Origin of the sequence: Desulfocurvibacter africanus subsp. africanus DSM 2603, from assembly GCF_000422545.1 — a bacterium.
Taxonomy (GTDB): domain Bacteria; phylum Desulfobacterota; class Desulfovibrionia; order Desulfovibrionales; family Desulfovibrionaceae; genus Desulfocurvibacter; species Desulfocurvibacter africanus.
Map to the genome: position 1 here is coordinate 128,228 of NZ_AULZ01000011.1, position 20,561 is coordinate 148,788.

The window sequence follows — 20,561 nt, forward strand, 5'->3', positions numbered from 1 at the left end:
TACGCATGCAGTAAAAGCTCATTCCTTGCCTTTTACGACTACGGCCGGCACTAAGCCTTTGCTAACGCGAATTTCCAGCCGATCATCAGGGGCCACATCATCCGGGTCACGAAGAAAACGGCCGGTGCGCTCCACTCGCACCAAACTGTATCCTCGCGCCAGGGGTTTCTCGGGATCAAGGCTTTCCAGCCGAGTCTCCATCATGCGCAGATCGCTCTCCACGGTATCGAGAACACGTTTGCCTCCCTCGGCAAGGCGCATGGACAGTAATTCCACCCGCCCTCCCAACATGGCCCAGCGGTCCGAACCATATTGCCGACCAAGCGCCGCAACCAGGGAACCAAGAATATCCTGCTTGCGGCGCATCATCTGCCACGCCGACATGGAAAGCCGCTCTCGATCGTGCTTCAGGCGTTCTTCCATGCGCTCCATGCGCCGTACAGGTGAAAGCCACCCAAGCGCCTTGACCAGAACGGCGACATGCCGGTCCATCTCCTGCATACAATCCTTGAGGCGTGCTTGCAAACGGATTTCCAGATCATCCACCATCTGCAGCAGCTCCCGACGTTCAGGCCAAAGAATCTGTGCCGCATGCGTCGGAGTAGCCGCTCGCCGATCAGCGACCATGTCGGCAATGGTCGTGTCCACTTCATGGCCAATGCCTGCGAGCACAGGGATGCGTGAAGCATACAAGGCGTCAGCCACGCGCTTGGTGTTGAAGGCCCAGAGATCCTCCAGGGAGCCGCCTCCGCGGATGAGCACCACCACCTCAGCCCAACCGTCCGCATTGATGGCTTCCAGGGCTTGGGCAATCTGCGCTGGAGCCAGATCGCCCTGCACGAGCACCGGGTGAATACGAATCTGCGAACTGAGGCCTCTCTCGGAGGCTATGCATAGAAAGTCGCGGATAGCCGCGCCGCCAGGGGCCGTAACCACGGCCACCCGTTGAGGATGACGAGGCAGGACCATTTTGCGGTCTTGATCAAAGTAGCCTTTGGCCTGCAAATCCTGTTTCAGGGCTTCGAAAGCCTGATAGAGCCGGCCCACGCCGCGCTCCTGCACCAGTTCGGCCACAAGCTGATATGTTCCGCGCGGCGGATAGACGGTCAGCCGGCCAGCGCAGAGCACATCCTTGCCCTCCTCCAGCATCAGCGGAGGGCCCTCGCATATTTCGCCCGTAAGCGGATTGACGCAGCCTTCCCCTCCCAACCACTGGTTGGATTTAAACCAGACCACGGAGAGGACGGCTTCCTCGTCTTTTAACGAGAAATAAATATGCCCCGAGCCCGGCCGCGAAAGGTTGGAGACCTGCCCCTTGACCCAGACGAAAGGGAACTGCCCCTCCACCACGTCTTTGAGGGCCTGGGTCAACTCGCGTACGCGGAAGATATGCGACATGTGGCCTCCGCTATCAGGCCGCGGGGTGATGCAATTCGGAATCAGGGTCGCTCAAGTCCCCACCCTGCCCAGATCTCGTCCCTCCAGGCCTTGAACGCCTTGATGAAATCCTCCAACGGCAGTTCAGCCTTTTCGCCCGTACGGCGGTCCTTGGCCTCAACCACTCCGCGCTCCAAGCCCTTGCCCCCGAGCACTATCTGCATGGGGTAGCCCACCAGATCCGCATCCTTGAACTTAACACCAGGACGCTCCTCGCGGTCATCAAAGAGCACTTCAATGCCCTCGGCGCGCAAGCTTTCGTACAGCTCCGCTGCCTTGGCATTCACTGCATCTCCGGACTTGCCCAAGGAAATCAGCGCAGCTTCATATGGCGCGATGGACGGCGGAAAGATGATGCCGCCCTCATCATGGTTCTGCTCAATGGCCGACGCGATGATGCGCGACACGCCGATGCCGTAGCAGCCCATGACCATGGTTTGATCCTTGCCGTTCTCGTCCAGAAACGTAGCGTGCATGGCCTTGGAATACTTATAGCCGAGCTTGAATACATGGCCCACCTCGATGCCGCGGGTCAGATTAACGCCCTTGCCGCAGCGCGGACAGACGTCCTCGTGGGTAATAGTGCGCAAGTCGGCATAGGCTTCCACTTCGACGTCTCGCGACAGGCTTACGTTCAACAGGTGCTTGTCGGCCTGGTTGGCCCCGGCCACGTAGCCCGTGTCACCGCACAAATCCTGGTCCGCCAGAATGCGCACTTTAAGGTCCACCGGACCGGCAAAGCCGACGGGCGCGCCGGTCCATTCACGCACCTGCTCGGGACTGGCCAGCCGGACATCGGTGGCGTGCAGATGGTTTTTAAGCTTTATCTCATTGAGTTCGTGGTCACCGCGCACCAGGGCGGCAACGGGCTGGCCGTCCACATCAAACAGCAGCGTCTTGATCACCTTGCGCGTAGTCACGCCCAGCAGCTTGGCCACATCCTCAACAGTGTGTGCGCCGGGCGTATCCACAACCGTAAACGGTGAACAATTATCGGTGCAAGGCAGCACCTTGCAAATCACGGCGGCCTTTTCCAAATTTGCGGCCCACTCGCATTCCTGACAGGTCGCGATAGTATCTTCGCCCGTGGCTGCCAGGACCATAAATTCGTGGGAGAAGCTGCCGCCAATGGCGCCGGAATCGGCTTCCACGGCCTTGAACTTGAGGCCCAGGCGGCGGAAGATCTGCGCATAAGCCTGATACATGTTCCAATAGCTCTTGTTGGCGCCCTCTTCGTCCCGGTCAAAGGAATAGGCGTCCTTCATGACGAATTCGCGGCCGCGCATGAGCCCGAAACGAGGCCGGATCTCGTCGCGGAACTTGGTCTGTATCTGGTAGAGATTCAGCGGCAACTGGCGGTAGGAGCGCACTTCGCCACGCACAAGGTTCGTGACCACTTCCTCATGGGTGGGTCCTAGGCAATAGTCGCTGTCCTTACGGTCCTTGAAGCGCAGCAGTTCCTTACCGTAAAACTCCCATCTGCCCGTTTCCTTCCAAAGCTCGGCCGGCTGGACCATGGGCATAAGGATTTCCTGCGCGCCGGCGCGGTCCATTTCCTGGCGCACGATGTCCGCGACTTTGTTCAGGGCTCGCAGGCCCATGGGCAGATACGTATAAATACCCGAGGTAAGCTGACGGATGAGGCCGGCCCGAAGCAGCAGTTTGTGGCTGACGACTTCGGCGTCGGCCGGAACCTCTTTGAGGGTGGGCAAATAGAAACGGGACAGTCTCATGTTCGGTTTTCCTCTTGGCGTTCTTCAAGAAATTTTTCGATCTCTTCCATAAACCCGGTCATCAGGTCAGGGCCCTTGATCTTGCGCACCACCTTGCCCTTACGAAAAACAATGCCCAGATTGCGGCCACCCGCGATGCCGATGTCGGCCTCGCGCGCCTCGCCTGGTCCGTTCACTACGCAGCCCATGACCGCCACGGTGAAGACTTCGTCGCAGTGGCGCAAGCGCGCCTCGACCTCTTCTGCCAGGCCGATGAGGTTGATCTCGGTACGGCCGCAGGTAGGACAAGATATTATCTCGGGCCCGCGCGCGCGAATGCTCAGGCTGCGCAGTATCTCCCAGGCTACGCTCATTTCGGCTTCGGGATCGTGGGTCAGACTCACGCGCAAAGTGTCGCCGATGCCCTCGGCCAGCAGGATGCCCAAGCCCACGGAGGACTTGACCGCGCCGCGCAGGAGCGTGCCGGCCTCGGTTATGCCGATGTGCAAGGGGTAATCCACACGCTGGGACATGAGCCGGTAGGCTGCCACGGTCACGGGCACGGATGAGGACTTGAGGGAAATCTTGATCTGGTCGAAATTCCGCTTTTCCAGCATACGCACATGGCCCAGGGCGCTTTCCACAAGGGCTTCCGGCGTGGGCCCGCCATATTTGGCCAACAGATGCTTCTCCAGGGAACCGCTGTTGACGCCGATGCGTATGGGCAAGCCCTTGTCCTTGGCGGCCGCAACCACTGTGTCCACGTGCTGCTCGCCGCCGATGTTTCCCGGATTGATGCGCAGGCCGTCCAGGCCGGCTTCCGCGGCCATGACCGCCAGGCGGTGGTCAAAATGGATATCCGCCACCAGAGGCACGCAGGTGCCGGCGCGAATGGCCCGCAAGGCATGGGCCGCCTGATCGTCCGGCACGGCCAATCGCACAATCTCGCAACCTGCTGCCGCAAGTCGTTCGATCTGGGCCAGAGTGGCCGGCACGTCTCGCGTATCCGTGTTTGTCATGCTCTGGACGCGAATCGGCTGACCGTCGCCAAGGACCAGTTGGCCCAGGCGCACTGGTCGTGTGAGGCGGCGAGAAGGAGCGCTTGATTCCATGCGCGACGGGACCTCCAAGGTTCGTGCAAAGCGATGCACTTAGCCCATTTCCGGGCCGGAGCCAAGCATCCGGGCAGTGGCGCGCCCGGACTTAAAAGTAGCCCAGGTCATGGAGGGTCGAAAGACAACTCTCCTTGCGCTCGTCGCGGCCCGAACGTTCGGCGCTGCCTGGACCCGCCAGAACCGTGCACGGCACGCAACCCAAGGAACGGTAGCCGAGGTCGTAAAGTTGGCAATAAGGCAAGCCGCGCCCGGCAATGTAGGACCAGATGTCCATCTCGGTCCAGTCCAGGAGCGGACTGACTTGCAGATAATCAGGATTGCAGCGTTGCTCGAAAGCGATTCGATCCTTGCGGCTGGGGTGCTCATCGCGCCTGACACCATTAATGAGCACACTGACACCGCGCTCGATAATGGCCTTGCGCAAGGGCTCTATTTTGAGCAATCGGCAGCATTCCATGCGGTCCTCGGAAATCGGTGCTTTGGCCTTGGGCTCAGGTCCAACCTCGATGACTTCGACCTGCCAGGCTTGAGCCATGGCTTGGCGGAAAGCGACGGTTTCCGGAAATTTGAGGCCTGTATCAATGGACAAGGCCAAGGGAGTCCCTCTTTCGCGTTTGTGCAATATCTCCATCCACAAATTAAGGGCCACAGTGGAATCCTTGCCACCGGTCCAAGCTACGGCGATCAGGCCGTTGCCTGCACGCTCCAGAGCCTCGTTAAGGACCTCCAAGCTTGCCTCACATTTGGCCTCAAGGGACTGACCGTGCATATCTTTGCCCTGCTCCTTGCCTACACATACAAGCCGGCATGCTTTCCGCTTGCCCCAAAGGTCATTTTTCGGGTATGCAAGACCACTATATCCAATTTCATGCGCACTGGTATGCCTGGAGGAAATTCATGCTGGAAAAAGTCACTCACCTCATTGCCGAACAGGACATCTGCGTGCTGGCCACGGTTTCCGACAACAGACCGCACTGCTCGCTCATGGCCTATGTCGTATCCGCTGACGGGCGGCGCATTCATATGGCTACTTCTCGGAGCACTAAAAAATATAGCAACCTTCTGCGGAATACAAGCGTGAGCCTGCTTATCGATGACCGATCCACTTCTGAGCGAGAGTTTGCCAGCGCGCTGACCCTGGCGGGCACCTGCGCCCCCATGACCGAGGGCGAGGCCAAGGAACAAGTCAAACAGACTATTGTAGGCCGACATCCTCACTTGAGTAAGTTTGTCAGTCACCCGGATGTGGATATCCTCGAAGTGGAAATCGAATCCGTTCTCTTGCTTCAAGGGCTGAGCGAGTCCTATTTTGAGCGTTTGGCCTAACTTGAAAAAAATTTACTTAGCGCTTGACGATGAGGGACGAAATAAGTAGGTTCCGCTCCTCGACGACGGCGGCAACGAAAAAGACGACGTCGATAATGCGCCCGTAGCTCAGCTGGATAGAGCATCAGACTACGAATCTGGGGGTCAGCGGTTCGAATCCGTTCGGGCGCACCATAGAAATCAAGGGGTTAGGCTAAAAAGGCTTAACCCCTTTTTCTTAGTGTGGGACTTTCTCCCGTGCCGCTTCAAACGACTCGCATGGCCTCTCTCTCGCTATCTCCCAGACTATGCAGGTATATCTCAGTCGTCGTTCGATTTTCGTGGCCGAGGATCCGCTGGATTGAACCGATAGGTACATTGGCCTGGTCGAGCACGCTTGCACCACTGTGACGCAGGGCATGGAAGCGGAAGTAAGGCACCCCTGCTTTCTTACAAAGTGTTCGCATGAACTTCTTTCGGTCCTGGTAAGGCCCGGTGACGGTCTCCCCAGTCTTGCTGCTCAGGTACTCATGCCAGAACACCCACGGCTTCTCCGGGTCTCTCGACTTGAACCTGCGGGCGAGTACCGCGTGCAAGGAGTCGGTCATGGGCACCTTGCGGGGGGTCAGGTGTCCGCCCCGTTTCTTGCGAGTATAGAGCACGACATAACGGCCCTCCAGGTTCACGTCTTCCCACGTCAGGCGGTTGACCTCGCTCACCCTGGCCAGGGTCTCGCGGATGACCGTCAGGTAGTCCCTCGTCTCCGGATCGGTGACAGCAAGGACCTTCTCGATCTCAGCCGGTCCTGGCACGTACTTAAGCCTCTTTTCAACTGGCAGGAAGTCGATGCCGTCCACTGGATTCTCCAGAATCCATCGCTTTTTCTTGCCAAGGTTGAAGGTGGACCGCAGGTAGCGGATATCCTTGTTCGCGGTAAAAGCGGACACCTTTCGGCGTTCCAGGATGAAGCGCTCAATGTGGTCCTGGCTAATTTCAGAGCAGAGATTGCGAGAGGAATGCCTGAACCAGAACGTTTTCGTCTCGTTGGCGGAGGCCCGGCGAATGGTCGAAGCCTGGCGTCAGGACTACAACCGTGAGCGTCCGCATAGTGCACTTGCAGGGCTCTCGCCCGAACAGTTTCGGGCGAGCTACTATAGAAACATCAAAAACAAGCTGCCACCAACTTATCCGTGGGATACCAAGCGGAGTAAGGTCGCGATCCGGAAAGCACAACAAGCTTGACATGACTAAATTCGGTTCTAGACTTCGATAAGTTGAATCAGTTTTTTTGAGTTGGCACGAACTTTTTAGCGGGAATCCACTAAGCAAATTCATGTCACTCCCATCACTCAACTTGAAAGCGAGGCGTCCTTGATCTCTTCCAAGTATAAGAAGTTCAGGACGGCGGTAAAAAGAAAACTCACTCTTTTCAAGAAGGAAAGGATAACCGAGGAACAACTGGATCAGTTCACTGAAAGCCTCATGGCTGACAGGTCCTTTGATGTTGACGGCAAAATATACTGCCGTGATGGCTTTGCTTTCATCAACAAAATCGAAAGCGGAGTGTTCCAGATAGTGGCATTTCAGATCAACTCCTTCGGCAAGGGCGTTTTCAGCGATTCCATCACCCGGTTTGTCACCCCCATCCTTCTAAAGGTAAAATTACACAACAAGCACCAGATCATGCGCCAGGACGTTAGGGATTCCCTGCTGTCCATAGAGGAATATTATCTCGGCAAGCTCTACTGTGGCAGCAAGGGCCCCTTGTGCGACAGGGACAAATTCAACGACTTTTCCCAAAAATTATTCAAGACCACCGACAACTCGCCCATCACTGTTAACCAACTCCTCTACAGCCTGATAAACGCCAATTACCTCTGCCACCACATTGCCGAAACTACGGCCTATGCCATCGGTGCCCTCCACAAATACTATCTCCGCAATGACGACATATGCTTCATGTCTTCAGGCTCTTCCCTGAACGAAGCCAGGAGGCTCCTTCAAATCGATATCATCTCGGACTTTTCCGGGAGGGAAATCGCCAATCGATTCAATGTTCCCAACTACGGGAAAATCACGGAGGGGGATAGCGAGTTTGCCGAGGAATACAATGTGCTGGAATGGGAGGTCTCCATCGATGGACAGACAGAGAAGTTCCTGCTTCCATCAGGGTATCAGAAGGCCCAGCTCAGAAAATATTCCAGCGGCGCCAATGTGATTACCACCCAGCACATGATCGACTTCATACTCCAGGACTATTTCAAGCTGATCAATGTCTTTGTCACAACGAGCACCTATCAGACGCTGGAATATCTCTCGCGGGCAATGGTGGCCAGACGGGAGAAGCGTATGGATGAGTTTTCAGCCTATATGAAAACGGCCACCTTTTGCATGGGATATATCCCCGAAAGGGACCTAGATAGTGTGCTCAACAAAAAGTTCGAACAATTCCCGGAATTCAGGAAGGAGTTCTTCTATTCGACGTTCTTTCGCCCGCCTGTTCTGAAATAGCAGGTTACGTTTCAATAGAACGACCCCCATCTCTCCCTTCGCAGACGATGGACTTGCATTGGTCGCGCGCTCGAAGGTCGGACCAAGTCAACTCTTTGATTTTTCGATACATTCACTTAAGTTGACCTTTCCCCCGTGAGGTATCCCAGTGTAAGGGTGGTGGCGCTGGCCAGGATGTCATCGTCATGCGCAAGAGCCGCTTCACTTCAGGAGCAGATCATCCAGATTCTCAAGCGAGTCGAGGCCGGAATGTAGGTTGCTGACATCTGCCGGCAGAACTCAATCTCCGACACCACGTTCTACAAATGGAAGAGCAAATACGGCGGCCTGGAGGTACCCGAGGCAAGACGCCTTAAGCTCCTTGAGCAGGAGAACGCCCGGCTCAAGCGCCTGGTGGCCGAGCACAGCCGATTGTACTTAGGCAAATCGCTCGCTTTTGGTGTGGGACTTAGTGTGGGACTTTGGGTGTAAAATCGGCAAAAAACGGCAAAAATAGGAAAACGTGTAGAAAAATATTATCTGTAATTCCAAGCTATTCACAAAATTTGAGGAGGTTGTGAAGCTCGGGGAACATGACTACGAATCTGGGGGTCAGCGGCTCGAATCCGTTCGGACGCACCATAGAAATCAAGGACTTAGGAGAAATTCTAAGTCCTTTTTCTTTTGATATCGCTATCTATCCCGCAATCGTCCTACGCACTAGATAGCCGTCCCTGCTCACCTTGCTTGTCTTGCTTGTCCCGCCAAAATAGAAACGGCCCCAGCCGAAGCCAGGGCCAAGTTGTTGTATTAGGCTTGCTCGCCTGTTTTAAGCTGACCAATCTCGGCGAGTTGGTATCCTGCGTGCTTCAGTAGATCCGTACTAATCACGCCGAGTTGTAAAGCTGGTATCCGGCGCGGAGCACGGCATGCGTCTTGAGGTCGTAAAACTAACTGAGGCCAAGCGAAGATTTGTGCTTTTGCCAAGACGCTGGGTAGTCGAGCGCTGCTTTGCCTGAGCGACTCGCTTTCGCCACTTGGTTGGTGATTACAAGCGCTTGCCGCAGACAGTGGCCAGATTGCCTTTCGTGGCTTTTGCCTGCCTCATGCTGCACAAAGTCGCTGCTCTGCTCGCAGTTGTTCATAACAGCCTCTGGTAATGTGGGGGCGGTGACATGATGCCCCCTAGACGCCGTAGGCAAGAATTTAGCCGATTGGCAGGATGGTGCGGCCGTATTGCTCTTTCAGGACTTCGGCCATGGCGAGGTAACAGGCGGAGGCACCGCAGACGATGCCTTCGTAGCCCGCAATGGTGCCGATGAGGACGGAGCCGGTCCAGTCGCGGACGGCGAGCAGGAAGAAGAGCAATGTGAGCGAGCCGAAGATGAAGCGCAGAGCGGCGTTGGCCTTCAGGGTGCCGAGGAACATGAAGAAGGTGAACACGCCCCAGAGGAACAGGTACCAGCCCATGAAGGCGTGCGGGGTGGGATCGGCGAGGCCGAGCTTGGGCATGACGATGAGGCCGACCAGGGTTAGCCAGAAGAGGCCGTAGGAAGTGAAGGCGGTGAGGCCGAAGGTATTGCCCTTCTTGAATTCCATGATGCCGACGATGACCTGCCCGATGCCGCCGTAAAACAAGCCCATGGCCAGGATCATGGCGCTGATCGGGAAGAATCCGGCGTTGTGGATGTTCAGAAGTATGGTGGTCATGCCGAAGCCCATAAGCCCGAGCGGGGCAGGATTCGCAAGCTTTTCGCTCATCTGTAATATTCCTTGTGCGTAATTTGCCGCGGATGCAAAAAATTTAGATAGTTTCGGTTATACATGAATCGATCCACAGGGCAGGTCATGTACAAAATATTGACCCGTGTGCAGACTCGCCGCTACCCTTTTATGTCTCCTGAATAGACGCTCTACTTCATTGCGCTTCTTGCATAGCCCTCGGTCATATTGTTACCACGGCTCCAGTCGGTTGGGATGTGAGCAACCATGGGGATAAAGGGATAAAAGGGATAAATCCCAAGTTTCGGCTCGACTGTCTTGGTTCAGTGCCTTCATATGCTCTATCCATGATCAAGCGACATGAATCAGAAGGTGAGCCGCCCAACTTCATCAACAGATGTCTGCCCTCAGGAGCATCACCCGCGTTGCCGAAGATTCGAATAGTGGATTATTTCAACGGACAGTTAAACGGGAATATCCAGCTCTCGGATAAAACGGTCCAGGAAGTCGATCATGTGCGCTCGAAGCGCCGGAGCGGCGTAGGCTAGACAGGAGCAGCGCAGCATGTTGCGTGCGCGGACCAACAGTTCCATTTTAAGCCAGGTATCGCCAGTCTCCAGCGAGAGGATATAGGGGCCGCATTTTTCCAAATGCTCGCGCTGCTCATCCGTGAGCATGTCCTCGGGCACCGGCAGGTAAAAGATGCCTTCAATACCGCCGGTATAGCCTTGTTCTCTCAAAGCGCTCTCAATGCGCTTGATGTCTTCTTCATACAATTCGTCAATGAGATAATAGCGCATGGCTGCCTACTGGGGCTTGTCCTGGCAGATTTGGTCGCCAGAAAGTGATGAGGGTTTGTGGCGGCAAACGTGGGCGTCCTCGGGTACTGTCTCTTCATCCAGGTTGAAAATGCGCCGGACATTGTGCACGAAGCGCTCGGCCGGACCTTCCTCACGCGCGCGGCGCTTCAGGTAGACGATGGGTTCATGGTAGAGCTTATGGGCCAGGGAGGTCACGAGCACTTCCAACGCCTTGCGAGTTTCCTCGGGCACATCCGGCCCCAAACGCCGCAATGTCTTCTGCAGCTCGCGCTGGGCGATGCGCTCTCCTGATGACAGCAGGTCCACTATGGTGGGCTGAAGCTCCAGCGAACCAAGCCAATGGCTGAAGGCCTGGACTTCCTCGCGCACGATGGTGGAGGCTTTTTCAGCCTCATCCCGACGTTGAGCCAAGTTTTCCTCCACGACCTCTTTTAGGTCGTCGATATCGTAGAGGTAGGCATTATCAAGCTGGTTCACGTCCGGATCGATGTCGCGCGGCACGGCGATGTCGATGAAAAACATGGGCTTGTGCCGGCGCTTCTTGAGCACCTGCTTCATGTCGCGGGCGTGGATAACGGCTGTGGGAGCCCCGGTCGAGCTGATGACAATATCGACTTCGGGCAGCTTGGAGTACAGGGCGTCGAAGGGAATCGCCGTACCCTTGAAGCGGGCCGCCAGTTCCTCGGCTCGAGCAAAGGTGCGATTGGCCACGCAAATATGTTCAATGCCCGCTCCAAGCAGGTGCATGGCCGCGAGTTCGGCCATTTCTCCGGCGCCTATGAGCATGGCCCGCTTGCCCTGCAGTTCGCCGAAGATCTTGCGCGCCAACGCCACGGCGGCATAGCTGATGGACACGGCGCTGGAGGCTACGCCAGTCTCGCTGCGGATACGCTTGGCCACAAAAAAGGCTTTGTGCAGCAGGCGGTTGATGACGATCTTGGCCGTGCCGCTCTCCACGGCTTTGCGGTAGGCTTCCTTGAGCTGGCCCAGGATCTGGGGCTCGCCCAGGACCATGGAATCGAGGCTGCCGGCGACGCGGAACAGGTGCTCCACGGCTTGCTCGTTCTCGTGAATGTAGGTGTGTGAGACTAAGCCGCTCACGGGCTGACTACATGCCTCGGCCCAACAGTGCAGGACATGGTCTGCGGCCGCGGGCGAGCCGTCACTCACGATCAGGATTTCCACGCGGTTGCAGGTGGACAGTGCCAGAGCCTCGCGCACGGGACCATGGACCAGCATTTTCTCGAAGGCTTCAAGGCTGCTCAGCGCGTACTTCTCACGAATGTCCACGCCGGCAGTGCGATGGTTAAGGCCGATAAGATGAATGTTCGCGTTCATAACGGCACCGCGGTGAAGCTGTGGTGCGAGGGAGTCAGGAGGTTGATACCGAGCATGGACAACATGGCGAGAGCGAATACCCAAATGGCCAGGATGGCCGTGCGGCGACCTTGCCTGCCTGTAACCATGCGCTGATAGAAGAGTGAGGCGTACAAGAACCAGATGGTGATGGACGTCAGCTCTTTAATATCCCAGGAGAAAACTTTCCCCCAGGTCAGCTTGGCCCAGAAAAAGCCCGAGAGAAGGCCCACGGTGTACAACGGGAAGCCGGCGGCGACGGCCCAATGCACGGCGCGGTCAAAAGTGGAGAGCGAGGGAAGGTCCTTGCGGAACCCAGTCAACGGTTCCTTGGTCTTGATCTTGCGCTCCAGGTGCAGGAAGGCTAGCCCGGCTCCAAAGGATACAGCCAATAGCGCCAGGGCCAGAAACAGCGCGCCGATATGCAGGCCAAAGAACAGGCCCAGCAGGGTTGGCGGCGTGGTTACGTGCATGGGCGCCAAGCGCAGAGAGGAGATATAAAACAAGAGGGCCAGCGGGGAGATGGTCAAGGCCAGGAAGCCAAGCTTGAGCCGCCACCAGGCCAGGAACCAGATGAGCAGGAGCAGCCAGGAAAAAAGGCTATAGTAAAAAGCCCCCGCGGTCAGCGAGTTGCCCGGCTGGCTGGTAACCAGCCCCATGTCGAATGTATGCAGGGCGAAACCGGCTACCGCGCAAGCCATGCCCACAGAGCGCAAGGATTTGCGAGCAACCAGGATGCCACTCAGGGACAGGATCGTTCCGGCCAGGTAGAGGCCGATGACGAATAGCTTTAAGAGTTCAACAGAGCCCACAAAGCAGCTCCTCGATATGTGACTCAAGTTCTTGGGGCAGGATGCGCTGGAGAATCTCCACGACACCCTCGCGATCGTCGCGTTCCATGGCCTCCAGCAGGTCCGAATCCACTAGTTCGCGGAACAGGGCCGTGTTCTCGAAGGTCGGCCGCCCTCTGTCGATAACCAGCGGGCGGATGCGGGACATGAGTTCCAAGAAAGCCCCGTAATGCCGACCGAAGTACTCGTCAAGGTCCTTGCGGATCTTCTTGGCCAGGGCTGGACTTGCCCCTCCCGTGGACACGGCCAAGGTCAGATCGCCCTGGCGATGCACCGCCGGGACGATGAAGCTGCACTTCTCCGGCTGGTCCACGATGTTGCATAGGATTCCCTTGTCCCGGCAGAGATTGCTGATGGTCCAGTTGAGATCCTCATCGTCCGTGGAGGCAATGACGAGCGTCTTGCCGTTCACGTCCTCGGGCCGGAACGTTCGCGTCTGGTAGTCGATGCACGGATTGGCCAGGAGTTCCCGCAATTCTTCGTCCGCAGGGCGAGTGTCCACTACGAGCACGCGCGCTGGGCCGGATTCAAGCAGGGAAGCGATTTTCCGGCGGCCGACTTGACCAGCACCGACAACCAGGCATTCCTGGCCCGTGAGCTTGATAAAGATTGGGTAGTATCGCATCGGCATCATTCTAGCAAAAGAACCTGCAAAGGGAAATCCCACGTCGCCTTGCGACCTCCATGCAATTGGGATAACCGATCGACTCCGGCATGATCCTGCAAGCACCTGGATAGGCCATTTACGGTATGAAACGTTACTTGATCATACAGTTAGCTCGTTTTGGCGACCTTGTGCAAACCAAGCGCCTGCTGCATTCGCTCCTTTCCGCGGGCGATGCCGAGGTTCACCTGTGCATCGACGGTTCGCTGGAGGAGTTAGCCCGGCTTGTCTACCCGGAAGCCAAGGTTCATGCAATCGTGGCCCACGGCGCGGGTGCGCCGGCTAGTCTGGCCGCAGTGCTGGGGCGCAACGGGCGGGTATTTTCCGCCTTGGCCTCCCTGCACTTCGATGAAGTCTATAATCTGAACTATTCCGGTTTGAGCTTCGCACTCTCCAGGCTTTTTCCTCCCGAAACCGTGCGCGGCTATGTAAGCGATGCCGGCCAGGATCTCAAGGATTCTTGGACAGCCATGGCTTTCCGTTGGATGCGCCACAGGCGAGCCTGGTCTATCAATTTGGCCGATTTCTGGGCTATTTTGGCGCCAAAACCACTCGCCCCGCAAAACGTCAATCCTTTGGCGGCTCCCAAAGGCAGAGGATTGGGCATAGTTTTGGCGGGCCGCAACCAGCGACGATCCCTGCCCCCCCGGGTGCTGGCCGATGTGGCTCAGACCGTGGCGGCCTCGCGCGGACTGTCGCGCCTGGCGCTGCTGGGTGGAAAGAGTGAGTTGCCCATGGCCAGGGAGGTGCTGGCGGCCTTGCGGCCGGGCGTAGCCGCCCACGTGGAAAATTTGTGCGGACGCACAGATTGGCGGGATTTGACCGAAGAGGTTTCCGGGCTTGATCTACTGCTCACGCCCGATACAGGCACCATGCACTTGGCAGCGCACCTGGGCACGCCGGTCCTGGCCTTCTTTCTCTCCTCTGCCTGGTGTCCCGAGACCGGGCCGTACGGCCTGGGGCACACTGTATGGCAGGCGGTGACGCCCTGTGCGCCCTGCCTGGAATCCGCGCCGTGCGGCCTGGGCCTGACGTGTCTGTCGGCTTTCTCCGCACCGGAGTTCCTGCGTCTGCTGGCGGGCAAAGGCGAGGGGCTGGGGCTGGCCGTGACGGGCTTACGCTCGGCTTTTGATGAGCTTGGCTCCACCTGGGAGCCCTTCCACGCCGATCTGCCGTCGGCCTCCGAGCGAGAGCGATTCAGGCGTTTCCTGAAACGCCATCTCGGATTGAACGCGGACTTCGCGGCGGATGCCGAACTGGCTGAACAATTCTATCTGGAGCGCGACTGGATTGGCCTGGAGCGCAAGACCTGCAAGCGGAATTTCAAGGCATATGTCTGAGAAGATGAGAATTCTAGTCGTGCTGCCCATGTACGGCGGATCCCTGCCCGTGGGCCGCTACTGTGCCTCGGCCCTGTCGCGGCTGGGGCATCTGGTGGAGAGCTTCGAGGCTCCGGCTTTCCACGGCGCGTACACGGCCCTCAAGGATCTGCGTGTAAGTGGAGAGCGCCTGGAACAGCTGGAGAACGGGTATCTTCAACTCGTGTCACAGGCCGTGCTGGCCAAGGTCGATAGCTTTGAGCCTGACCTGGTGCTGGCCTTGGCGCAGGCGCCCATGAGCAGGGCCGCGTTAAGGCGTCTGCGCAAGGATGGCGTGGCCACGGCCATGTGGTTTGTCGAAGACTATCGGCTGTTCACCTACTGGCAGGCTTACGCCCACTTCTACGACTTTTTCGCCGTGATCCAGAAGGAGCCGTTTCTGTCTCAGCTTGCGGCCATGGACCAGCCCAATGCCCTGTACCTGCCCTTGGCTGCGGACCCGGACTTCCACAAACCCTTTGAGCTTACACCTGTGGAGCGCCGCAAGTGGGGCAGCGACGTGTCTTTCATGGGTGCGGGCTATCCCAACCGCCGCGTGGCATTCCGGCAATTGCTGCGTCATGACTTCAAGATCTGGGGCAGCGACTGGGAAGGCGATCCGGTGCTTGCGCCCTACCTTCAATTGGGAGGCCTGCGCATCGAACCAGCCGATTGCGTGCGCATCTTCAATGCCACCAGAATCAACCTTAATCTGCACTCCAGCGTCGATCCGAGCCGGCTGGTTTCGGGCGGCGATTTCGTCAATCCGCGAACCTTCGAACTGGCCGCCTGCGGCGCTTTTCAGCTCACGGACCAGCGGACTCTCCTGCCCGAATCCTTTGGCCCGGACGAGATGAGCACCTTTGGCAGCATGGACGAATTGCTTGCGCTTATCGACCATTTCCTGGCTCGTCCCGAGGAGCGCGAGACCGTGGCAGCGCGCGCTCGACAGCGCGTGCTGCAGGAGCACACCTATGAACGGCGTATGGAAACGCTGCTGGATTTCGTGCGTGCGCGCAGGCCCGGCTGGCCCATGGCGCGCCAGCGCGATCTTGAACTGCTGGCCGAGTTGCGTGATGATCTACGCGGGGATGTTCGCGCCTTGCTGGATAGGCTGGGACTTGGCGCCAACGTCGGTTTCGACGATCTGGTGCAGGCCGTGCGCCGCCAACAAGGTGAACTGAGCGGCCTTGATGCGGCCATCCTTTTTCTGGACGAGTGGCGCAAGCAGTATAGGAAATGAAAAACCCGCGCCCGGTGCGCTGAAGCCGGGCGCGGGCAAAAAGTTAGTGCACTCCCGTACTGCGGGTCTTGAACTCCCACTGGTCTCCGGCAATTTCCACCGACACCTCAGCCTCCATGCACTCCGCACGCATGACTACAACCAAGCTGCCGATCTCGGTTTGCCAATAAATTTCCCAGAATAGAGAGGCGAAGAGGGTCTTCAACGGTAGTTCGAGCTTGGCGGCAATATCCTTGACGGTCTTACCCAAGGTTTCCCGGGCGCCCGATGTGAAGATGATGCCAGACAAAAACACTCTTGGAGTGGTGTCCCGTCTTGGTTCTTGCCCCAAGGCCCGTTCGGCCACCTTGAAGGATGATTCCTGCTGCATGGCTTCCTCTTTGAAATGTGGCATGGCGGCTAGTCAGCAACATATGCGCCAAAGAGCGGATCGCTATTGGAAGCCATGGCTTGAGTATGCCCAGTCGAAGATTGGCCTTGCGGCTGTGTAGTTTTTGTCTCTCTAGCCGTGACGGGTGAGCATGATCCGTTCCAGGTCAGCTTCTCCGATCATTCGCTTGAGGCTCCGAACTGGCCCGCCGTAAGTGCTGACAATCATGAAGCTTTCTCAGACACAAACCCGACGCTCCGTGCAGAGCAACGCCGAAGGCCGGTGACAATGGGCCGCGACTGGCCTATTAGTGCATGGATATGCCCACGTATACCTTTCGCTGGATAACCTCCGTGGCCGAAGTCTCCAAACCGACGTGGGATGCCCTGGCCTTGCCCCTCAAGACGCCCTTTCTGGAGTGGGAATGGCTCAGACTGCTGGAGGACTCGGGCAGCGCCCTGCCCTCCACGGGCTGGCTGCCCATGCACCTGACGGTCTGGCAAGAAGATGCGCTTGTGGCGGCAGCGCCGCTCTACGCCAAGCGCCACAGCGAAGGGGAATTCGTTTTCGATCATCCTTGGGTGGACGTGGCCCAGCGCATGGGCCTGCGTTACTACCCCAAGCTGGTGGGCATGAGCCCGTTCACGCCCACGGGTACGTATCGTTTCCTCGTGACGCGGGATCAGGACGAAATTGCCTTGACCAAGGCCATGCTCGGGGAGATCGAAAGCCATTGCCTAGAGCTGGGGTTCTCAGGTTGCCACTTCCACTACGTGGATCCAGCATGGCGCAAGCTTATCATGCCCGCCGGCTACTCCTGCTGGACACATCAAAGTTTTACCTGGCGCAATCGCGGTTACACGGACCTGGACGATTATCTGAACCGTTTCAGCCGCAACCAGCGGCGCAATGTCCACCGCGAACGCCAAGCCATGGATCGCGACGGTATTCGGGTGCGTATGCTTGAAGGGCGGGAGATTCCTGAAAAGCTCTATGCGCGTATGTACGGTTATTACTTGGAAACCAACGAAAAATTTGGCCCTTGGGGGTGCAGGTATCTCACAGAAGAGTTTTTTCGGCTGCTGCCCGCACGCTTCGGCGAGCGTGTGGCCATGTGCGTGGCCGATAAGCCTGCGGACAGCCCCGAGCCCTTGGGCATGGGCCTGTTCATCGTTAAGGACGGCAATCTCTATGGCCGCTATTGGGGCGGGGTGGAAGGGCAGCGTTACCTGCATTTCAATGTCTGCTACTACGAGCCCATGGCTTGGGCCATCGCCAAAGGCTTGAGCACCTTCGATCCCGGCATCGGCGGCTATCACAAGGTCCGCCGAGGGTTTGTCTGCGTCCCCAACTACAGTCTGCACAAGTTCTTCGATCCGCGCCTGCGCAGGATCATGGAAATGCACATGGACGAAATCAACTTCATGGAAAGGCAACAAATTCTGGAGATCAACAAAGAGTTGCCTTTCGTGCGCCGCCGCTGAAACGGCACTCCCCCACTGCCTGTCCCGGGCTTCCGCGAACTACCGCTTTGCCCATAGGCCTTTCCCCTCAGCTCCGAAATACGCTATCCTTCCCGGCAATATTGGATTGCGCCACATTCCGGCAGCCCAATTCAGCCACCCCAAGCCAGTCTGGAGGGAATATGGCCGACACATATATCGAATGGTTCGAGAACCTGACCAACCAGGACGTGCCCAGCGTAGGCGGCAAGAACGCCTCTCTGGGAGAGATGATCCGCGCGCTTAAGGAAAAGGGAATCGCCGTGCCAGACGGCTTCGCCACCACGGCCAAGGCCTACCGCCGCTTCATTGCCGACAACAACCTGGGAGAGGAGATTCGCCAACGTATCCAGGATCTCAAGGATGGCAGAAAGCCTTTGGACAAGGTCGGACGTGAAATCCGCCGGCTCATCCGCCAGGGAACCATCCCGGCTGAAATTGGTGATCAGATCGTCCAGGCCTATCGTGAACTCTGCAAGCGATTCGAAAAGGACGAGGTTGATGTTGCCGTGCGCTCCAGCGCCACGGCCGAGGACCTGCCGGACGCGAGCTTCGCGGGTCAGCAGGAGACTTTTCTCAACGTCAGGGGCGATCACGATGTGCTAGAGGCGGTCAAGAATTGCTACGCCTCGCTCTTCACCGACCGCGCCATCAGCTATCGCACCGAGAAGAATTTCGACCACCTGCAGATCGCCCTCTCGGCCGGCGTGCAGAAGATGGTCCGCTCGGACAGGGCCAGTTCCGGGGTCATGTTCTCCGTCGACACTGAAACCGGCTTCCCGGATGTGGTGGTCATCAACGCCGCCTGGGGCCTCGGCGAGAACGTGGTCCAGGGCACGGTGACTCCGGACGAATACCGGGCCTTCAAGCCGCTTTTGAATGATGCCACCTGCAAGCCGATCATCGAGAAGAGCCTGGGAGAAAAAGAAAAGAAGATGATCTACGCCACAGGAGGCAGCAAAACCACCAAGAATGTGGAAACCACCCAGAAGGAGAGGGAATCTTTTGTGCTCAGCGATGAGGAGGTCTTGCGTCTGTCGCGCTGGGCCAAACTGATCGAAGAGCACTATGGCCGAGCCATGGACATGGAGTGGGCCAAGGACGGCGACAGTGGTGAGCTGTTCATCGTCCAGGCCAGACCCGAAACCGTGCAATCCCAGAAGACCGCGGCGACGATGAAATCCTACTCGCTCAAGGAACATGGCGAGCGACTGGCTGAAGGACTGGCAATCGGCGAGGCCATCGCCACGGGCAAGGTACAGAAAATCAGAAATGCCGAGAACATCGGCCGGTTCGAGGAAGGTAGTATCCTGATCACGGAGATGACCGACCCGGACTGGGTGCCCATCATGAAGAAGGCCGCGGGCATTGTCACCGAACACGGCGGCCGCACGAGCCATGCGGCCATCGTCAGCCGCGAGTTGGGCATTCCGGCCATCGTGGGCGCCACGCACGTCCTGGACCGCCTGGAGGACGGGCAGGAGGTGACCATGTCCTGCGCCGAGGGCGACACGGGTTATGTCTACAAGGGCAAGCTGGACTTCGATGCCCAGGACATCGACCTGAGCGACATTCCCAGGACCAGGACGCAGATCATGATGAACATAGCCGAGCCGGCCGCGGCTTTTCGCTGGTGGCGTCTGCCCTGCGCGGGCATCGGCTTGGCGCGCATGGAATTCATCATAAACAACGCCATTAAATGCCATCCGATGGCTCTCATCGAATATGACAGGCTTGAGGACGAGGAAGCCAAACAGCGTATCGCCGATATCACCCGAGGCTACGAGGACAAGTCCGAGTTCTTTACGCAGCAGCTTGCGCGAGGCATTGCCAAGATCGGGGCATCTCAGTACCCGAATCCTGTCATCGTGCGCATGTCGGACTTCAAGACCAATGAATATGCCGAACTCATCGGCGGACAGGCCTACGAGCCGAAAGAAGCCAACCCGATGCTCGGCTTTCGCGGAGCCAGCCGCTACTACAGCGACGCGTATCGGCCCGGTTTCGCCCTGGAGTGCGAGGCCATACGGCGCGTGCGCGAGGAGATAGGCCTGGACAACGTGGTGGTCATGATCCCCTTCTGCCGCAGCCCCGCGGAAGCGGATAAGGTCCTGGAGGTCATGGCTTCCTACGGCTTGCGCCGGGGCGAGAACGGACTGCAGGTTTACGTCATGGCCGAGATTCCTTCCAACATCATCCTGGCCGAGCAGTTCTCGGAGCGTTTCGACGGCTTTTCCATCGGCTCCAACGACTTGACGCAGCTCGTGCTCGGTGTGGACCGCGATTCGGCCCAGTTGTCGAAACTTTTCGATGAGCAGGACGAGGCCGTCACGACCATGATCGAGATGCTCATTCAAAAAGCGCATAGAAAAAAGCGCAAGGTGGGCATCTGCGGCCAGGCCCCGAGCGACCACCCGGAATTCGCGGCCTTTCTGGTCCGAGCTGGCATAGATTCCATCTCACTTAATCCTGACAGCGTCATCAAGGTTACCCGGCGGGTAGCCGAGGTGGAGCGGGAGATGGGACGCATGCGTAAATCTGCTTGAGTCATCATTAACATAGCGGGCTGCTCCCGAAGAGAGCGGCCCGCTTGTATGCTTATATTCGGTGGTTGC

At 57.8% G+C, this 20,561-nt stretch carries 17 protein-coding genes, 1 tRNA gene and 3 pseudogenes; 9 read left to right on the top strand and 12 right to left on the bottom strand.

Translation table 11 applies throughout. The features are described 5' to 3' along the window. Positions 1 to 18 precede the first annotated feature (18 nt). The 4 genes from xseA to H585_RS0108905 all read right to left on the bottom strand — a co-directional run bounded on the left by xseA (position 19) and on the right by H585_RS0108905 (position 5,033). A complete protein-coding gene (xseA, locus tag H585_RS0108890; protein ID WP_027367569.1) occupies positions 19 to 1,398 on the bottom strand; it encodes an exodeoxyribonuclease VII large subunit in 1,380 nt (459 codons plus the stop codon). 41 nt (positions 1,399 to 1,439) lie between these two features. Beyond that, a complete protein-coding gene (locus H585_RS0108895; RefSeq protein WP_027367570.1) occupies positions 1,440 to 3,170 on the bottom strand; it encodes a proline--tRNA ligase in 1,731 nt (576 codons plus the stop codon). Continuing rightward, positions 3,167 to 4,261: a flavodoxin-dependent (E)-4-hydroxy-3-methylbut-2-enyl-diphosphate synthase gene (gene ispG / locus H585_RS0108900; RefSeq protein ID WP_027367571.1), complete on the bottom strand. Its 1,095-nt coding sequence runs from the start codon at positions 4,259 to 4,261 to the stop codon at positions 3,167 to 3,169. The genes H585_RS0108895 and ispG overlap by 4 nt, the downstream gene beginning before the upstream one ends. Positions 4,262 to 4,352: 91 nt before the next feature. Next, on the bottom strand, positions 4,353 to 5,033 hold the full coding sequence (locus H585_RS0108905) for a phosphoadenosine phosphosulfate reductase family protein (protein ID WP_027367572.1): 681 nt from the start codon (positions 5,031 to 5,033) through the stop codon (positions 4,353 to 4,355). A 128-nt stretch (positions 5,034 to 5,161) separates the two neighbouring features. Here H585_RS0108905 and H585_RS0108910 point away from each other — a divergent pair, with 128 nt between their 5' ends. Both H585_RS0108910 and H585_RS0108915 read left to right on the top strand, forming a co-directional pair. Beyond that, on the top strand, positions 5,162 to 5,590 hold the full coding sequence (locus H585_RS0108910) for a pyridoxamine 5'-phosphate oxidase family protein (RefSeq protein ID WP_027367573.1): 429 nt from the start codon (positions 5,162 to 5,164) through the stop codon (positions 5,588 to 5,590). Positions 5,591 to 5,687: 97 nt separating this feature from the next. Continuing rightward, a tRNA-Arg gene (locus H585_RS0108915) sits at positions 5,688 to 5,764 on the top strand. Between the two features lie 71 nt (positions 5,765 to 5,835). Here the strand turns inward: H585_RS0108915 and H585_RS22470 are convergent. Then, the gene (locus H585_RS22470; RefSeq protein WP_211221621.1) at positions 5,836 to 6,516 is read right to left on the bottom strand and encodes a tyrosine-type recombinase/integrase; all 681 of its coding nucleotides are present in this window, start codon (positions 6,514 to 6,516) and stop codon (positions 5,836 to 5,838) included. Between the two features lie 55 nt (positions 6,517 to 6,571). Here H585_RS22470 and H585_RS23820 point away from each other — a divergent pair. The 3 genes and pseudogenes from H585_RS23820 to H585_RS23665 form a co-directional block, all read left to right on the top strand. Continuing rightward, positions 6,572 to 6,811: pseudogene (locus tag H585_RS23820) on the top strand (integrase core domain-containing protein); the annotation flags it as partial. A gap of 129 nt (positions 6,812 to 6,940) precedes the next feature. Next, positions 6,941 to 8,080 (top strand): hypothetical protein, encoded by a 1,140-nt coding sequence (locus H585_RS0108930; protein WP_027367574.1) that lies wholly within the window; start codon positions 6,941 to 6,943, stop codon positions 8,078 to 8,080. Between the two features lie 185 nt (positions 8,081 to 8,265). Beyond that, a pseudogene (locus tag H585_RS23665) lies at positions 8,266 to 8,482 on the top strand (transposase); the annotation flags it as partial. Positions 8,483 to 9,265: 783 nt separating this feature from the next. On the opposite strand, the gene H585_RS0108935 reads toward H585_RS23665, so the two are convergent. From H585_RS0108935 to H585_RS0108955, 6 genes and pseudogenes are all read right to left on the bottom strand, one after another. After that, a complete protein-coding gene (locus H585_RS0108935; RefSeq protein WP_027367575.1) occupies positions 9,266 to 9,820 on the bottom strand; it encodes an acetate uptake transporter in 555 nt (184 codons plus the stop codon). Positions 9,821 to 9,949: 129 nt separating this feature from the next. Beyond that, positions 9,950 to 10,211 (bottom strand): annotated as a pseudogene (locus H585_RS23930) (IS5-like element ISCARN85 family transposase); the annotation flags it as partial. A gap of 34 nt (positions 10,212 to 10,245) precedes the next feature. After that, positions 10,246 to 10,581, bottom strand: a complete 336-nt coding sequence (locus H585_RS0108940; RefSeq protein WP_014260917.1) for a hypothetical protein — start codon at positions 10,579 to 10,581, stop codon at positions 10,246 to 10,248. Positions 10,582 to 10,587: 6 nt separating this feature from the next. Further along, positions 10,588 to 11,940, bottom strand: coding sequence for a glutamyl-tRNA reductase (hemA, locus tag H585_RS0108945; RefSeq protein ID WP_027367576.1), 1,353 nt, complete (start codon positions 11,938 to 11,940; stop codon positions 10,588 to 10,590). Next, the gene (locus tag H585_RS0108950) at positions 11,937 to 12,770 is read right to left on the bottom strand and encodes a cytochrome C assembly family protein (protein ID WP_027367577.1); all 834 of its coding nucleotides are present in this window, start codon (positions 12,768 to 12,770) and stop codon (positions 11,937 to 11,939) included. The genes hemA and H585_RS0108950 overlap by 4 nt, the downstream gene beginning before the upstream one ends. Further along, on the bottom strand, positions 12,757 to 13,434 hold the full coding sequence (locus H585_RS0108955) for a precorrin-2 dehydrogenase/sirohydrochlorin ferrochelatase family protein (RefSeq protein ID WP_027367578.1): 678 nt from the start codon (positions 13,432 to 13,434) through the stop codon (positions 12,757 to 12,759). Before H585_RS0108955 ends, H585_RS0108950 begins: the two co-directional genes overlap by 14 nt. 125 nt (positions 13,435 to 13,559) lie before the next feature. Here H585_RS0108955 and H585_RS0108960 point away from each other — a divergent pair, with 125 nt between their 5' ends. Then, positions 13,560 to 14,813 carry a glycosyltransferase family 9 protein gene (locus H585_RS0108960; protein WP_027367579.1) on the top strand — a complete coding sequence of 418 codons (1,254 nt, stop codon included), beginning with the start codon at positions 13,560 to 13,562 and terminating at the stop codon, positions 14,811 to 14,813. After that, positions 14,806 to 16,074 carry a CgeB family protein gene (locus tag H585_RS0108965; RefSeq protein WP_027367580.1) on the top strand — a complete coding sequence of 423 codons (1,269 nt, stop codon included), beginning with the start codon at positions 14,806 to 14,808 and terminating at the stop codon, positions 16,072 to 16,074. Before H585_RS0108960 ends, H585_RS0108965 begins: the two co-directional genes overlap by 8 nt. A gap of 43 nt (positions 16,075 to 16,117) precedes the next feature. Here H585_RS0108965 and H585_RS0108970 read toward each other — a convergent pair whose 3' ends face one another. Continuing rightward, positions 16,118 to 16,444 carry a hypothetical protein gene (locus tag H585_RS0108970; RefSeq protein WP_014260911.1) on the bottom strand — a complete coding sequence of 109 codons (327 nt, stop codon included), beginning with the start codon at positions 16,442 to 16,444 and terminating at the stop codon, positions 16,118 to 16,120. Positions 16,445 to 16,764: 320 nt separating this feature from the next. Here H585_RS0108970 and H585_RS0108975 point away from each other — a divergent pair, with 320 nt between their 5' ends. Both H585_RS0108975 and ppsA read left to right on the top strand, forming a co-directional pair. Then, positions 16,765 to 17,928, top strand: a complete 1,164-nt coding sequence (locus tag H585_RS0108975) for a GNAT family N-acetyltransferase (protein ID WP_244432507.1) — start codon at positions 16,765 to 16,767, stop codon at positions 17,926 to 17,928. Between the two features lie 161 nt (positions 17,929 to 18,089). Beyond that, positions 18,090 to 20,492: a phosphoenolpyruvate synthase gene (gene ppsA, locus H585_RS0108980; protein ID WP_027367582.1), complete on the top strand. Its 2,403-nt coding sequence runs from the start codon at positions 18,090 to 18,092 to the stop codon at positions 20,490 to 20,492. Positions 20,493 to 20,561 lie beyond the last annotated feature (69 nt).